This is a genomic window from Methylobacterium sp. J-070 (assembly GCF_022829385.1).
GTDB lineage: Bacteria > Pseudomonadota > Alphaproteobacteria > Rhizobiales > Beijerinckiaceae > Methylobacterium.
On the sequence record NZ_JAKSXX010000182.1, the window covers coordinates 39265 to 53838 of the forward strand.

Annotated in this window: 19 protein-coding genes; 10 read left to right on the forward strand and 9 right to left on the reverse strand. The window is 71.9% G+C overall.

Annotation, left to right across the window (positions count from 1 at the left end; genetic code table 11):
- Positions 1–25 precede the first annotated feature (25 nt).
- Both MKL01_RS19620 and MKL01_RS19625 read right to left on the reverse strand, forming a co-directional pair.
- Complete coding sequence (locus MKL01_RS19620; protein ID WP_243906879.1) at positions 26–688, reverse strand: 3-oxoacid CoA-transferase subunit B; 663 nt, start codon at positions 686–688, stop codon at positions 26–28.
- Positions 689–712: 24 nt separating this feature from the next.
- On the reverse strand, positions 713–1453 hold the full coding sequence (locus MKL01_RS19625) for a CoA transferase subunit A (RefSeq protein ID WP_243906880.1): 741 nt from the start codon (positions 1451–1453) through the stop codon (positions 713–715).
- A gap of 308 nt (positions 1454–1761) precedes the next feature.
- Here MKL01_RS19625 and MKL01_RS19630 point away from each other — a divergent pair, with 308 nt between their 5' ends.
- Both MKL01_RS19630 and MKL01_RS19635 read left to right on the forward strand, forming a co-directional pair.
- Entirely contained in the window at positions 1762–3594 is a 1833-nt protein-coding gene (locus tag MKL01_RS19630) for an AsmA family protein (RefSeq protein WP_243906881.1), read from the forward strand.
- Between the two features lie 75 nt (positions 3595–3669).
- The gene (locus MKL01_RS19635; protein WP_243906882.1) at positions 3670–4449 is read left to right on the forward strand and encodes a DUF1499 domain-containing protein; all 780 of its coding nucleotides are present in this window, start codon (positions 3670–3672) and stop codon (positions 4447–4449) included.
- A gap of 5 nt (positions 4450–4454) precedes the next feature.
- Here MKL01_RS19635 and MKL01_RS19640 read toward each other — a convergent pair whose 3' ends face one another.
- Together MKL01_RS19640 and MKL01_RS19645 are read right to left on the reverse strand one after the other, a co-directional pair.
- Complete coding sequence (locus tag MKL01_RS19640; RefSeq protein WP_243906883.1) at positions 4455–5375, reverse strand: MBL fold metallo-hydrolase; 921 nt, start codon at positions 5373–5375, stop codon at positions 4455–4457.
- 118 nt (positions 5376–5493) lie between these two features.
- Positions 5494–5670, reverse strand: coding sequence for a hypothetical protein (locus tag MKL01_RS19645; RefSeq protein WP_243906884.1), 177 nt, complete (start codon positions 5668–5670; stop codon positions 5494–5496).
- Positions 5671–5875: 205 nt separating this feature from the next.
- On the opposite strand from MKL01_RS19645, the gene MKL01_RS19650 reads away from it, so the two are divergent.
- On the forward strand, positions 5876–6052 hold the full coding sequence (locus tag MKL01_RS19650; RefSeq protein WP_007568853.1) for a DUF1328 domain-containing protein: 177 nt from the start codon (positions 5876–5878) through the stop codon (positions 6050–6052).
- Between the two features lie 315 nt (positions 6053–6367).
- On the opposite strand, the gene MKL01_RS19655 is transcribed toward MKL01_RS19650, so the two are convergent.
- Complete coding sequence (locus MKL01_RS19655) at positions 6368–6700, reverse strand: NepR family anti-sigma factor (protein ID WP_313901477.1); 333 nt, start codon at positions 6698–6700, stop codon at positions 6368–6370.
- 172 nt (positions 6701–6872) lie between these two features.
- On the opposite strand from MKL01_RS19655, the gene MKL01_RS19660 reads away from it, so the two are divergent.
- Positions 6873–7676 carry a response regulator gene (locus tag MKL01_RS19660; RefSeq protein WP_043349459.1) on the forward strand — a complete coding sequence of 268 codons (804 nt, stop codon included), beginning with the start codon at positions 6873–6875 and terminating at the stop codon, positions 7674–7676.
- A gap of 407 nt (positions 7677–8083) precedes the next feature.
- The gene (locus MKL01_RS19665; protein WP_243906885.1) at positions 8084–8449 is read left to right on the forward strand and encodes a hypothetical protein; all 366 of its coding nucleotides are present in this window, start codon (positions 8084–8086) and stop codon (positions 8447–8449) included.
- A gap of 240 nt (positions 8450–8689) precedes the next feature.
- Here the strand turns inward: MKL01_RS19665 and MKL01_RS19670 are convergent, their stop codons facing one another.
- Positions 8690–8878, reverse strand: a complete 189-nt coding sequence (locus MKL01_RS19670) for a general stress protein (RefSeq protein ID WP_243906886.1) — start codon at positions 8876–8878, stop codon at positions 8690–8692.
- Positions 8879–9133: 255 nt separating this feature from the next.
- Here MKL01_RS19670 and MKL01_RS19675 point away from each other — a divergent pair, with 255 nt between their 5' ends.
- A complete protein-coding gene (locus MKL01_RS19675) occupies positions 9134–9340 on the forward strand; it encodes a hypothetical protein (protein ID WP_243906887.1) in 207 nt (68 codons plus the stop codon).
- A gap of 12 nt (positions 9341–9352) precedes the next feature.
- Here MKL01_RS19675 and MKL01_RS19680 read toward each other — a convergent pair whose 3' ends face one another.
- The gene (locus MKL01_RS19680) at positions 9353–10201 is read right to left on the reverse strand and encodes an electron transporter (protein ID WP_243906888.1); all 849 of its coding nucleotides are present in this window, start codon (positions 10199–10201) and stop codon (positions 9353–9355) included.
- Between the two features lie 61 nt (positions 10202–10262).
- Here MKL01_RS19680 and MKL01_RS19685 point away from each other — a divergent pair, with 61 nt between their 5' ends.
- A complete protein-coding gene (locus tag MKL01_RS19685; RefSeq protein ID WP_243906889.1) occupies positions 10263–10706 on the forward strand; it encodes a cyclic nucleotide-binding domain-containing protein in 444 nt (147 codons plus the stop codon).
- A 6-nt stretch (positions 10707–10712) separates the two neighbouring features.
- Here the strand turns inward: MKL01_RS19685 and MKL01_RS19690 are convergent, their stop codons facing one another.
- Positions 10713–11156 (reverse strand): VOC family protein, encoded by a 444-nt coding sequence (locus tag MKL01_RS19690; RefSeq protein ID WP_243906890.1) that lies wholly within the window; start codon positions 11154–11156, stop codon positions 10713–10715.
- A gap of 173 nt (positions 11157–11329) precedes the next feature.
- On the opposite strand from MKL01_RS19690, the gene MKL01_RS19695 reads away from it, so the two are divergent.
- Positions 11330–12010 carry a L,D-transpeptidase gene (locus tag MKL01_RS19695; protein ID WP_243906891.1) on the forward strand — a complete coding sequence of 227 codons (681 nt, stop codon included), beginning with the start codon at positions 11330–11332 and terminating at the stop codon, positions 12008–12010.
- 293 nt (positions 12011–12303) lie between these two features.
- The gene (locus MKL01_RS19700) at positions 12304–12807 is read left to right on the forward strand and encodes a thermonuclease family protein (RefSeq protein ID WP_243906892.1); all 504 of its coding nucleotides are present in this window, start codon (positions 12304–12306) and stop codon (positions 12805–12807) included.
- A gap of 13 nt (positions 12808–12820) precedes the next feature.
- On the opposite strand, the gene MKL01_RS19705 is transcribed toward MKL01_RS19700, so the two are convergent.
- A complete protein-coding gene (locus MKL01_RS19705; RefSeq protein WP_243906893.1) occupies positions 12821–13951 on the reverse strand; it encodes an AI-2E family transporter in 1131 nt (376 codons plus the stop codon).
- Positions 13952–14243: 292 nt separating this feature from the next.
- Between MKL01_RS19705 and MKL01_RS19710 the strand changes: the two genes are divergently transcribed.
- Positions 14244–14552 carry an acyl carrier protein gene (locus MKL01_RS19710; protein WP_243906894.1) on the forward strand — a complete coding sequence of 103 codons (309 nt, stop codon included), beginning with the start codon at positions 14244–14246 and terminating at the stop codon, positions 14550–14552.
- The last annotated feature ends 22 nt before the right edge of the window (positions 14553–14574 follow it).

Genomic DNA, 14574 nt, shown 5'->3' on the forward strand with positions numbered 1-14574 from the left:
GCGCGCGGCGCCCGGAGGGCGGGGCTCAGCGCGTGAGCGCCACCGTGTAGTCCGCCTCGGTCTTCGTGCGGATCTCGTCCTCGGTGACCCCGTCGGCGATCTCGATCAGCCGCATGCCGCCGTCGCCCTTCTTGTCGATGGCGAAGACGCCGAGATCGGTGATCACGAGGTCGACCACCTGGGTCCCGGTCAGCGGCAGGTCGCAGGCCTTGAGCAGCTTGGGGCTCTCGGTCCCGTCCTTGTTCCGGGCGACGTGCTCCATCACGACCACGACGCGCTTGACGCCCGCCACGAGGTCCATGGCGCCGCCCATCCCCTTCACCATCTTGCCGGGGATCATCCAATTGGCGAGGTCGCCGTTGCCCGCAACCTGCATGGCGCCGAGGATCGACAGGTTGATGTGCCCGCCGCGGATCATCCCGAAGGAATCCGCCGACGAGAAGTAGCTCGTCGTCGGCAGGGCGGTGATCGTCTGCTTGCCGGCGTTGATCAGGTCGGGGTCCTCCTCGCCCTCGTACGGGAAGGGGCCCATGCCGAGCATGCCGTTCTCGGATTGCAGCTGCACCGACATGCCGTCGGGGATGTAGTTCGACACCAGCGTCGGGATGCCGATGCCGAGGTTCACGTAGAAGCCGTCCTCCAGCTCATTCGCGGCGCGCGCCGCCATCTGCTCGCGGGTCCAGGCCATGATGTTCGCTCCCTTCCCGTCCGATCAGTGCGTGCCGCCGCCGGCCGCCGCGGCCGGCGTGCTGTCGCCGCGCTTGCGCGTGGTGCGCTGCTCGATGCGCTTGTCGCGCACCCCCACCGCGATGATGCGCTTCACGAAGATCCCAGGCGTGTGGATCGTGTCCGGGTCGATCTCGCCGGGCTTCACGAGGTGCTCCACCTGCGCCACCGTCATCCTGGCGGCGGTGGCCATCATCGGGTTGAAGTTGCGGGCGGTCATCCGGTAGCGCAGGTTGCCCTCGGTGTCGCCGGTATGGGCATGGACCAGGGCGAGGTCGGCGAACAGGCCGCGCTCCATGACGAACTGCTCGCCGTCGAACTCACGCACCTCCTTGCCCTCGGCGACCTTGGTGCCGACGCCGGTCTTGGTGAAGAAGGCCGGGATGCCGGCGCCGCCGGCGCGGATGCGCTCGGCCAGAGTCCCCTGCGGGTTGAACTCGATCTCGAGCTCGCCACCGAGGTACTGACGGGCGAACTCCTTGTTCTCGCCGACATAGGACGAGATCATCTTGGCGACCTGCCGTGTGTCCAGAAGCTTGCCGAGGCCGACGCCGTCGATGCCGGCATTGTTCGACACGATGGTCAGGCCCTTGACGCCCGAGAGGCGCACCGCCTCGATCAGCTCGTCCGGGATGCCGCACAGGCCGAAGCCGCCGCACATCACCATCATGTCGTCGCGCAGGAGCCCGGCCAGCGCCGCGGCGGCATCCGTATAGACCTTCTTCATCGAATCGTCCTTTTCCCGCCGGTCCCGACCGGCCGAAACCCCGGGGAAGCGCGTTTCCTCGCGCTTCCTGTCGGCGATTCCACACGCGAAATCCAGTGGTCGGCGCCGCCAGTCCGCGCGGCCCGCGGCGATCCGTAACCCGCGCCGGCGCGGGCGGGCGTTTCGGCCCCCCGCGGTGGGCGGCAGACAAATCCCGCGGGGGGCGCTACAAGGCCTTCCGACGAGCAGACCCTGCCGGGGCCCGCGCCGGCTTGAGGGGGCCTGACGCGGCGCCCGGCTTCCCGGCCGCAACCGCGGCCCTCCGGAGCATGATGCCGCTGCGCCGCCCGATCCTCATCCTCGCCTTCGGCAGCTTGGTCGTCGCCGGTCTCGGCCTGCGCGACTGGCCGGTGGACGGGCCCAGGGCGGCGGCCTTCGCGGGGGAGGCCTTCGACGCCTACGGCCTCGTCCTGAGCGTCGAGGGGCCGGCGAGCCTGACGCTGCTGCCCGTGCCGCGCCTCACCCTCGGTCGCGTCCGCGTCGCGTCCGCGCCGGCCGGGCCGGCGCTGGCGGAGGACGGCCGCCTGAGTCTGGACCTCGATCCCGTCAGCCTGCTCGCCGGGCGCGCCGCCGCGGGGGGGCTGCGCCTCGAAGGCGCGCGCCTGTCGCGCGACGCGGATTGGCGCGCGCTCCTCGCGCGCCTCGCCGGCCCGGCCCGGTCCGGCGATACGCCGCCGCTGCGGCGTATCGCCGTCAGCGGCGCCCGCCTCGCCGACGGCGGCGAGGCAAGGGATATCGATCTGGACATCGCGTGGCCGTTCTGGAGCGCGTCGGCCGAGGGCCGCGCCAGCCTGACGTGGCGCGGCGTCCCGACGCGGATCGTGCTCACCCACCTGCGGCCGGCCGACATCGCCCAGGGCCGGAGCAGCCCGTTCACCGCGGAGGTGACATGGCCGGGCGGGAGCCTCGCGGCCGACGGGCGCGTGGCGGACGCCGCGGCCGGCACCGGGCTGCCCGGTCTCGCCGGTCAGGTCCGGTTCGAGACGCGCGCGCTGCCCGAGTGCCTGTCCTGGATCGGGCGGGACGTGCCGCTCTCGCCGCTCGCCGGCGCCTTCTCGGTCTCCGGGCGGTTCGAGACGGCGGCCGGGTCCCTGTCCTGGCCGAGCCTCCGGATCGGCATCGGCCCGAACGTGCTGGAAGGCGCGGGCGCCGTCGCCCTGGGGCCCGGCGACGCGCCCCGCCTCTCGGTCCAGGCGACGCTGGCGGCCGAGAGGCTCGACCTCGCCCCCCTGGTGGACGACCTCGCGCGGGTCCTCGGGTCCGAGCCCCAGGACATGGCGCTGGCGCCGTTCACCCGGGGCGACCTCGACCTGCGCTTGTCAGCCGCTCAGGGGCAGGTCGGGCCGGTTCAGGTCCAGGACCTGGCGGCAAGCGTCCTGGTGCGCGAGGCGGCCGTGGAGGTCGCGGTGAACCGCGCCCGGATCGAGAACGGCACGCTCAAGGGCCGCATGACCCTGTCGAGCGGGGCCGACCCGGCCGTGACCGAGATCCGCATGCAGGGGAGCCTCGACCGGGTCGCCCTCGGCAGCCTGCTGAGCGAGGTCGGCGCGTCGCGCTGGCTGGCCGGGCCGGCGAACGGCCAGTTCGTCCTGGAGGCCAGCGCCCGCGACAGTGCCGGCCTGCTGACCCATCTCGGCGGCCGGGCGACGCTCGCCGTGGAGGGCGGGACCATCACCGGGCTCGACCTGGCCGACGTGATCCACCGGAACGGGGCCGTCGCCCCCGGGGCGCTCGCACGCCGGAACGGCCGGACGGCCTTCGAGCGGGCCGCGGTGACCCTGCGCTTCGTCGACGGGATCGGCGAGATCACCGAGGCGGGGCTGCTCGGCCCGGGGGTCGGGGCGACCCTGCACGGGCAGGTGTCGCTGCCGGAGCGACGTCTCGATGCCAAGGGGAGCCTCGTGCTGCGGCCCGCCACCGACCCGCTCCGCGGACTCCTGTTCGAGATCTCCGGGCCCTGGAGCGCGCTCACCGCCCAGACCCTCGCCCCCGGCGAGGGCGCCGAGCCGGCCGGCCGGTCGGGCGAGGCGTTGCTGCCCCTGTCCCTCAAGGAGCCCGCCGCGGTCGGGCTTCCCGGCACGGCGCGCGCCTACGTGCCTTGATGTCCGCGTGACGCCCCCGTGGCGCCGTCTTCGGTCAAGCTCTAAGATCGGGCCCTCAACGCCTCCATGATCCCCATGCGCCGCCTGCTCATCGAGGAACCGGTCACCCGCGCGGGGCCCCTGGCCCGGCGGCTCGCCGTGTTCTCCCTCGTCGCCACCGGGATCGCGCTGGTGCTGGTCCGGGATCCGCGCGCCGACACCGACGCGGCGCTCGCCGCCCTGGCGGCCGGGCTCGGCGTCGCGCTCGCCGCGACCCTGGCGGCGATCTTCGCCTTCGTGCGGGTCTGGCGCGAGGGCGCGCGGGGGCTCGGGGCCGCCGTCGCCGGTCTGGTCCTGGCGCTCGTCGTCCTCGGCTATCCCGCCTTCCTGGCCCTGCGCGGATTGCGGCTGCCCGCCCTGTCGGACATCAGCACCGACATCGACAATCCGCCCGCCTTCTCGCGCTCGCGCGCGGCCTTCGCGGCCCGCGGCGGCCGCTATCCGGCCGATCCGGGGCCGGCGCTCCGCGAACGCCAGCGCGGCGCCTACCCGCAGATCGCGCCGCTGACGCTCGATATCGGCGCCGACGCGGCGTTCGAGCTGGCCCGCAAAGCGGCCCTCAACCGGCACTGGCAGATCGTCGAGGCGATCCGCCCGGGCGGACGGACCGGCAACGGCCGGATCGAGGCCGTGGCGCGCGGCCTGATCCTCAACCTGCCCGACGACGTGACCGTCCGGATCCGCCCCCGGGCCGATGGGGCACGGATCGACGTGCGGTCCGCCTCGCGGCTGGGTGGCCGCGACTTCGGCAGCAGCGCCGACCGGATCCGCGCCTATCTCGACGATGTCGCCAACCTCGCCCTCGCGGTGAAGTAGGCGCCTCAGGCGGGGGCGTAGGTGCCGTCCAGGCTCGGCAGACCCTGCGCGGTCGCGAGACCGCGCCCGACCAGATCCTCCAGGTGGGCGAGGACCGACAGAGCCGCCGCGCCCTTCAGACGCGGATCGAGCCCCTGATAGATCGCCGCGACGATGTCGGCGATCCGCGTGTCGCCGGCGGCCAGCCGGGCCCGGATCGCCGCCTCGCGCTGGCGCCGATGGCCGGCGAGGCCGCGCAGGAACCGCGCCGGCTCGCGGACCGGGCCGCCATGGCCGGGCCAGTAGGTCTGCTCGGAGCGTGCCCGCAGTTTGTCGAGGGAGGCCATGTAGGCCCGCATCTCGCCATCCGGAGGCGCCACGATCGTGGTGGACCAGGCCATGACGTGATCGCCCGAGAACAGGGCCTCCGCCTCCGGCAGGGCGAAGGCGAGATGGTTCATCGTGTGCCCCGGCGTCTCCACCGCCACGAGGGTCCATCCGGGCCCGCAGACGGAATCGCCCTCCGCCATGACCCGATCGGGGGCGTGGGCCGTATCGGTGCTGGCATCGAGGCGCGGCACTTCGGCGTCCGCCAACGGCCGCGCCGCCCGGTGCGGGCCGCAGCCGAGGATCGGCGCACCCGTCCGGGCCGCGAGGAGCCGCGCCCCGGGGGAATGATCCCGGTGGGTGTGGGTGACCACGATCGCGTCGACCGTCTCGCCGGGAAGACCTTCCAGGAGCGCGTCGATGTGATCGGGCTGGTCCGGACCGGGGTCGAGGATCGCGACGCGGCCCCGGCCGATCACGTAGGTGCAGGTTCCCGTCGCGGTGAACGGTCCGCCGTTCGGCGCGATGCGGCGGCGGATCAGCGGCGCCACCGCCTCCAGGCGCCCGGCCGGAGGTCTCGCTCGATCGAAGGTCAGGGTGCTCTCGTCCGCGTCCGCCATCGCTGCCTCGCGCGACCTGGTGGACGGTTCCTAAAGCGTATCCGGACCGCGTTGCAATCGGCGCCGCTCCGGCATCGGCGGATGCGCGCGGTCCGCGTGTGCAGCCCGATCGAACCGGTCAGTCGGTGCGACCCGGGGGGCGGGTCCGGACACGCACCGGCACGAGCACGGGAGCCGCGACGAGGCCGAGGGCCGCCTCGCGCAGGGCCTCCCCGGTTCTGCCGATGACATCGGCGAGGCGGGCCGTCGCCGCGGCGGCCTTCGATCGGACGGTGGTCTTGGCGGATTGCAGCATCACGGATCTCGGCTCGAACCAGAAGGCCTATCTTCGAACGCTAGCGTGTGCGTCCCGTTCCGTCCCCGATTGCCGCGGCCGGATCTGGCGGCCGCCTCCACACACAGGACTTTGTCAAGTGGGCGGAACCGGAGCGAAACCTTGGCGTTTTCGTGGTCAGAACGACGCGGCCCGCCCGCGTTGATACAGTCGAAGGATACGTACAATGCTCGGTTGGGCCGTAACTTTCCTTGTCGTTGCCCTCGTGGCCGCTCTGCTTGGTTTCGGTGGTATCGCCGGTACGGCGATGGAAGCCGCCAAGCTGGTGTTCTTCGTGGCGATCGTCCTGTTCGCGATCTCGGCCGTCGTCGGCCTGATGCGCGGCCGTTCGCCGACGCTCTGACGCGTATCGATACGCGCCAGCCCTGTGCTCGGGCTGGCGTGACGCTGCAACGAGCCGCCGCGGCACGCGGCGGCTTTTCTTATGGAGCGGGGACGATGCCCGGAGGCGGCCTCCGTCGCCGGCAGCGACCCGGCGCGTTAGTCCGCTCCGGGGCCATCGTGCCGGCGGTGAGGCGGCGTTCCGTCATCCCGATCTGCGGAGACGCGCCCGAACTCCGATCGGACCGTCGATGCTCACGCGCGTCAGGTCGAAGGCACTGCGGCACACGATCAGGTCGGCATTCGCCTCCGCGGGTCGCGACGCGCCGGATCGAATCTACTTGCGGTCGGCGCTGTCGAGCTTCGCGATCAGGTCGGCGAAGCGGTCGGGGACCGGCTGCTGCGTGATCGTGTCGTACATCGTCCGCAACTGCGCGGCGATGCGGTTGCGGGTCTGATCGCTGAGGCCCGTCCGGGAGGGAGGGCTGGCTGTCGGCTTCTGGGGTTCGGCGCCGGCGCTGTCATTCGCGTCCGATGTGCGACGCGAAGCGACTCCCGGATGCGGATACCGCGCACGGCGGCCCGCCTCCTTCCCCTGATCCACCATCGACACGCCCCTTATTGCCGATGTCGGCTGGGCCGCATTGTGCTGCGGCTCGACATACGCCATGGCTGCGGCGGCAACGCCTGCCCGCCGGGATCGGTTCCGCCGGGGGGTGGAACGGAGTGCGGGCCTCCGCGTTGGGCGGTAGGCTGCGCAGGATATAAGCCGGCCCCGGCACGACTTCGGTCTGAGATCGGAGTGACGCGGTCGGGCAGCACGGCGAGGCACAGGGGATCGAATGTCGACATCGCAACTCGTGGTACAGCACCTGCCGTACCTGCGCCGCTACGCGCGCGCGCTTACGGGGAGCCAAGTGGCGGGTGACGCGTACGTCGCCGCCACCCTGGAGACCCTGGTCAACGAGCCGGACACGCTGGGCCGGAGCACCAACATCAAGGCCGACCTGTTCCGGGTTTTCACGCGGATCTGGAACTCGCTCTCGGTCAACGGACGCAGCGAGCAGGTCCAGCACGATCTTCCGGCGGAAGTCCGCCTCGGGCAGATCACCCCGCTGCCGCGGCAGGCCTTCCTGCTCTCGTGCCTCGAAGGCTTCTCCGAGGAGGATGCGGCGATCATCCTGGGTGTCGACGTTTCCGAGGTCCGCGACCTCGTGGACGAGGCCGGCCGTGAACTCGCCGCCGACATGGCCACCGAGATCCTGATCATCGAGGACGAGCCTCTGATCGCCATGGATCTCGAGGCGCTGGTCGAAGGGCTCGGCCACAACGTCATCGGTGTGGCCCGCACCCGCACCGAGGCGATCAAGATCGCCGGCGAGGGCAAGCGCCCGGGGCTGATCCTGGCCGATATCCAGCTCGCCGATGGCTCTTCCGGCCTCGACGCCGTCAACGACCTGCTCAAGACCTTCGAGGTCCCGGTGATCTTCATCACCGCCTACCCGGAGCGCTTCCTCACCGGCGAGCGGCCCGAGCCGGCCTTCCTCATCGCCAAGCCGTTCCAGCCCGCCAATGTGTCCGCGGTGATCAGCCAGGCGCTGTTCTTCCAGCAGACGGCCCGGCGCCGCGAGGCCAAGACGGCGTAGGCCGGCTGCCCCCACCGATCCTGAACGTGAAAAAAAAGCCCCGGCGCGAGCCGGGGTTTTTTTGTTGCCCGCGTGCCGGGCGCGGCGCGCAAAAAAACGGGCCGGAGAAAGCTCCAGCCCGTCGAAGAGGTTCCGGCCGATGCACAAGGGGAATGCGGGGAGGACCAGGTGGCCGGGTGCTGGAGAAACGGCCGCCGGCCCGTGCGGTTCCAGAAAATCGCTTTTTCGACGAATGTGGCCGCGAAGGCACAGAGGACGGTTGTGGATGACGCGGGTGCGCCGCCGCACCAACGCCCGGAGCACGGCCGAATACTGAGGGGCGGGCGACGCGCGATAGTCTAGGAACCTGTGATTGCAGGCCGCGTTATAACAACATCCTGTCAAGCTCACGCGACGAGGTCGGGGTTATGCTGCGGTCTGGTTTCATTCTGGGCGTGAGTGCTCCCGCCGCTCTTCTCACTGTCCTGGTGCAGCCGGTCGTGCGCGACACGGCGGACCGCTGGACGGCGCCGGTCCCGACGGCTCAGGTCGTCTATGCGCCGTTGCCGGGCATGCGGCCGGTCTCGCTGGCCATCAGCCCGACCCGGATCGCCGGCGTTCAGAAGAGCGAGGGCGGCGTCACACCGGTGGCCGGCGAGGCACAGGAGTTGGGCATCCGACCGGTTCTGAAGGCGCCCGTGCGACGCATGGTCCGCGAAGGCTGCGAGACCGCCCTCAGCTCCCTGGTCGGTCCGGAAGCGCGGCGGATGACCCCGGGCCGCTGCATTTCCTGATCCGGGAGCGACCCCCGCTGGCATGACAAAAGGTCCCGCTGCGTCGGCGGGGCCTTTCGTCATGCCCCGGCTCGCTGCGAAGACCACTGTCTCCCATCACGCGGCCGACCAGGGCACCGGATAATCATTGGCCGCACCACGCGTTCGATGCGCGTGTCGCAGGCGGCGGCTGCCGGAAACAAGGGCGGCGCCGGTCCGGGAGGACGCGGCGCCGCTACGCATTACGACGAACGTCCTGCCTCACTCGGCGCGGCCGGTGCCCGTGGACTGGCCGCCCTTGCGGCCTGCGGTCGAGGCAAGTTCGCGGTCCTGGGAGAACGACCGCTTCTCGGCGGGCACGCTGCGGCCGCCCTTGCTGGCGATCTCGCGCTGCCGCTCCAAGTCCATCGAGGCAAAGCCCCGCTTCGAGGTCGAGTTTCCGGATGCCATCAGTTCCTCCTCAGGCTTCGCTTCACCCCGCAACAACCTTCAGCAATAACCAAGGTTCCTGTCCCGAGACCTGGTCAAGCTTCTTATAGCTCAGCTTGGCGGCAACCTCGGTCTTCTGCGCGGCGTTGGTCATGGAACCACCTCGGTTGCTGCGCGCGTCGGATCCCGGGCCTGGACCGCGGGTGCGGCGGACCGGCCCGAGGCGGACCGGAGCGCCGTCGCCCGCGGCGCCGGATGGAGAAGGATTTCCACGGCATGACGAACCGCAACATGGTCAAGGATACCGGCGGCGCGGCGCCGGCGGTGACGCCGAACACGCCGCCCCTGCCGCTGATGCCGGCGCCGGAGGATGCCCCCCGGCCGACGACCCGGGAGGAGCCGGTGGATTCGCCCCACCTGAACGCCAGCCTCAAGCGCGAGGCGCCCGCGCCCGGCGCGCAGGGTCTGTCGACGAAGCGCTGAGCCCGGGCCGGCTCAGCCGGCCCCCGCCGGCACCCGTCGGCTGAGCCCGAGGATGAGCAGACCGATGGCCAGGATCGTGGCGATCCCGGCCACCGTGAGGATGCGCCGGACGAGCGGGGTGTAGACGCCGCGGGCGGCGTCGTAACCGTAGCAGAGGAGGGCGAGGCGGTCCGACAGGCCGCCGATCCGGCCTTCACCCGCCTCGGTGAGGGCCAGGCGGAGATCGCGCCCGGTGAGCGCCAGGGGGGAGAGCACCCGGGCGACCCGCCCGTCGCCGGCGAGCAGCAGGGCGGCGGCCGGATGGGCGAAGCTGTCGGTACCGGCATCGTAGATCGCCGTGTAGCCCAGGGCGGCGGTGAGCCGGCCGAGCGCCGACTGGCCGGCGACGAGCGCCCGGGGGTCGACCGCCCCTGCGCGGGTCCCGAGCGTATCGGCGAGCATGCGGCGCGCGGACGCGGCATCGTCGCGCGGGTCGATCCCCAAAAGCACGAAGGCGTAGTCGGTCCGGGCGAGCCCGGTGGCCGCCAGGGCATCGGCGGACATCGACACCATCGGGTCGCAGACGTTGCCGCAGGTGTAATCCACCGGAAGCAGCAGCGTCGGCAATCCGTTCAGTGCCTGCCCGAGCGTCGTGGCCTGCCCGGTGCGCGCGTCCGTGACCGCGAGGTCGAGGGGCGCCCGGGCTCCGGGCGGCGGGGCCACGGCGACCCGGGCGAGGTCGGCCTGGGCGAGGCGTGCGCAGGCCGGCGCGGCGCACAGGCTCAGGCTCAGGCTCAGAACCAGCCCCGCTGCGAGGCCCCGGCGCGACCGGGCGCGGCCGGTGTCGGGCGCGGGACTGGACAAGTGCTTGACGAACCGCATGGATACGCGGGCCCGTCCGGCCCCGCCGTCCTGGGCGTGAGACCCGTCGCGGAGCCCCCGTATGACCCTCGACACCGAGGTTTCCTCCCTGAAGCAGGTGCCGCTGTTCCGCGAAGTGGAGCCGGCGCGCCTGAAGCTCCTGGCCTTCACCAGCGAGCGGGTGCATTTCGAGCCCGGGCAGCGATTCTTCGCCCGAGGCGATGTCGCGGATGCGGCCTACGTGATCCTCCAGGGCACCGCGGAGGTCAGCATCGACGGTCCCGCCGGCCCGGTGCGGCTGGCGGTGCTCGGCCAGGATGCCCTGGTGGGGGAGATGGGCATCCTGGCTGAGCAGCCCAGATCCGCCACCGTGACGGCGGAGTCGGCGGTGACCGCCCTGCGCATCGACCGCGGCGTGTTCCTCGAATTGCTGGCTCAGTTTCCACAGATCAGCATCGCCCTCATGCGGGTGCTGGCGCTGCGCCTGGAACAGACCAACCAGGCCCTGGCCGAAAGCCGCGGCTGAGCCGGATCAACCCGGCGGGTAGGTGATGAACTCTAGGAGCGACCCGTCCGGATCCCGGAAATAGACGCTGATGCCGGCGCCCGCGGCACCGTGCCGCTCGACGGGGCCGAGTTCCACCGGGACGCCTGACGCTTCGAGATGCGCGACCGCGTCCTCGATCGCCCCCGACCAGCGGAAGCACAGGTCGCTGTTGCCGGGCATCACCGGCTCCCGCGCCACCGGCGTGGCCTCGACGCCCGGACCGTGGCAGTTCAGCTGAACGCCGCCGAACCGATAGGCGAAGCCCGGGCCGCGCGCGATCACCTCGGCCCCGACGACGTCGCGGTAGAAGGCGTTGGACCGCGCCCAGTCGCTGACGTGGATGACGCAATGGTCGAGGTGGATCGCCGGGCTCAGGCTGGCGGTCGGCGCAATCAGGGCCTCGACGGGCAGTGTCTCGGTCTCGGGCATCGATCACCTCCGCGCAAGACCGTACCGAAGGTCCGCCTCACGGGTGAAATAGGGCGCAACCGTGACCGCGGCAGCCGGCGCCTGCTGTGCGATGCGGCGGAAAAGCTACATCGTCGCGGGACGCAAGACGGTAGGCATGAGGCCGAGAACCGCATTCCGCCCGAACAGGACCTATGATCGCAACACTCACCTCGGCCTGGAACCGCGTGCGCCGGATCCGTCCCTCGCGGATCCTTCTCGCCGTCGTGGCGATCGCGCCCCTGGCGGCCTGCCAGACCCGCCCCGGACAGCTCGCGCAGGATGACGATTCGGCTTGGTACATCGGGTCCAAGGCCGACAAGCCCTTCGACATCCCGCTGGTCGATACTCAGCGGCTCGATCCCAAGTACCGCCGCCAGCAGGTGACCTACAACGGCCCCGAGCAGCCCGGCACGATCGTGGTCGACATCGACAAGCGTCAGCTCGTCCTGGTGCAGGCGGATGGGACCGCGATGCAGTACGGCGTCGGCGTCGGCAAGGCCGGGTTCTCCTGGAAGGGCGAGGCGCGTGTCGGCCGCAAGGGCGTCTGGCCCGACTGGAGCCCGACCACCACGATGGTCTCGCTCAATCCCGACCTCCCGCGGACCCGCAAGGGCGGCCTCGACAACCCGCTCGGCGCCCGCGCGCTCTACCTCTACCAGGGCAATCGGGACATCCTGTTCCGGATCCACGGCACCAACGAGCCCTGGAGCATCGGCGAGCAATTGTCGTCGGGCTGCGTCCGGATGCTCAACGAGGACATCGCCGACCTCTTCGAGCGCGTCCCGGTGGGGACCCGCGTCCTGGTCAAGCGCAACGGCAAGTACCGGGTCTGAGACGCCGACCGCTCGGTCGCGGCGGCGGCGCCCTGGCTGCGCGTCGCGCACGATGCGCGGACGCCGTCATCATTCCGGGGCGGCTCGGCCCCGACGCGCGGATGATCCCGACCGACGATCACCGGGGCCCCGGCGCGGCGCGGAACGCTTTCGCAAGCCCGACGCGATAGCGTCCGCGTCCTGCGACCCGCGCCTGTCCCACCGTCCGGCAAAATCGCCACGGTACGGGCCCAGCGTCGCGGCTCCGCCAAACCTTCCGCTCGACCGACCGCCTGCGCGTGGACAGCTCCCCGATGATCAGACCGATGCTCGCCCTGTTGCTCCTCTGCGGCCCCGCGGCCGCGGCCGGGACGATCAGCGGCCCGGCGACCGTGATCGACGGTGACACGGTCGAGGTTCAGGGCACCCGCATCCATCTCTACGGCATCGACGCCCCCGACACCGGGCAGAGCTGCGAGACCGCCAAGGGGCTGGAATACCGGTGCGGCCGCGAGGCCGCGCAGGCCCTGCGCGCGCGGATCGGCGCCGGCCTCGTCACCTGCGAGCGGCGGGAGAGCCCCGTCGCCGGCCGCGTCACCGGAATCTGCCACGTCCACGGCGAGGACCTGTCGGCCTGGATGGCCGGCGCGGGCCTGGCCCTGGCCAGCCGCCACGGGACTGCGGCCTATCTCCGCCAGGAGGGCCACGCCTGGGCGACCCGCCGCGGCCTCTGGGCCGGCACCTTCGAGAAGCCGGCCGACTGGCGCCAAGACCGGCGCCGGGTCGAGTCCGCCGCCGGGGCGGGCGCGGCCGAATAGGGCGCCGGGCGGCTCAGGCCGCCTCGTCGTGGCCCTCGGTGAAGTCCCGCCACAGCAGGACCAGGGCGGCCATGACCGCCGGCCCGACGAACAGGCCGAGCAATCCGAAGGTCTCGACGCCCCCGAGGATCCCGAGCAGCACCCACAGGAAGGGCAGCTTCGTGGTGCCGCCGATCAGCGCCGGCCGGATGAAGTGGTCGGCCACGAAGGTGACCACGAGGCCCGCCGCCGCCACCACCGCGGCCGCCGTCGCCGAGCCCGTCGCCAGCAGGAGCGCCGCCGCGATGGCGATGGCGACGGCGGCGCCGAACGGGATCATCGCCGCCACCGCGGTGAAGGCGCCGAGCAGGACCGGGTGGGGCACGCCGGCGAAGTAATAGACGATCCCCAGGAGGAAGCCCTCGCCGATGCCCACCAGCACGAGGCCGTCGACGGTGCCGTGCACGGAGGCCACCATCTGCCGGGCGACGCGCTCGCCGCGGGGCCCGAACAGCCGGTGGCAGGCGGTGAGCGACTGGTCCCGCACGGTGCGCCAGTCGCGGAACAGGAAGAACAGCGCCACAAGGCTGAACCCGAACAGCACGATCCGGTGAACCACCTCGCGCCCGACGTTGCGCGAGGCCCCGATCACCGAGTTGTTCTCGAACCGGTGAAGCAGCTCCGAGCCCGCCTGGGCGTGGCCCAAATTGTCGTTCCACCACGCGGTCGCCTGCGCGGCGCCATAGGGCAGGTGCTGGAGGAATTCGGGCGCCGGGATGCCGTTCGCCTCCGCATTGCGCACGAACTCGGCCACGTCGTGCGCCTCCCGGGCGGCCTGGATCCCCAGGATGGCGAGCGGCGCCAGGAAGACCAGCGCCACGGCGGCGGTCATCACCGTGGGCAGCAGGATGTTGTGCCGGCCCGGCGGGAAGCGGCGCTCCAGGCGGGCGTAGAGCGGCCACAGGGCGATGGCGAGCACAAGCGCCCAGGCGAGGGCGGGCAGGAACCCGTGCAGGATCCAGAGGCCCAGGGCGGCGAGCGTGAGCACCAGCAGGACGCGGGCCGCGCCCTGCGAGCGGCCGCGCTCGCCGGGGGGGCTCGGGCGCTCCACGGGGGTCGACTCGAGCCGCGCCGGCGGGGCGACGGGTTTGGTGATCGGTGGCATCCGTCTGAACTCCTGGGAAGGCGCGGTCGGTCCCGCCCCGAAGCGAGGGCCGGCAAATCGGGGATCGCGCATCCGCACACGGTGCGGCGCGCCTGTTGACACGCGCTGAAACGCCGGGGAACCGCGGCGGTTGCCGCCTCTGACCCCCTCGTGTAGAGGTCGCCGCCATTCGACGGGGCCGCGCGTGAGGGCCCGTGGACGCGTGAGGTGGCCGCGGGGGGGCGCCGGGCCGCCCGGCGCCGAGGGGGCATCCGCACGTCCGACCCGGAATTCGAACAGCCCGCGAGTAGACATGTCCGACGAGCCCGCCCACGGCAGCGCCACCTTCGAGCGCGTGGCCGACATCATAGCCGAGACCGCCGACATCCCGCGGGACAAGATCACGCCCGAGAGCCACGCCATCGACGACCTCGGCATCGACAGCCTCGCCTTCCTCGACATCGCCTTCGCGGTCGACAAGGCGTTCGGGATCAAGCTGCCGCTGGAGCGGTGGACCCAGGAGGTCAACGAGGGCAAGGTCCCGGCGGAAGCGTATTTCGTCCTCAAGAACCTGTGTGCGCGCATCGACGGCCTCGTGGCCGAGAAGGCCGCCAAGGTCTGACGCCAGAAGGCCGGCCGGTTCC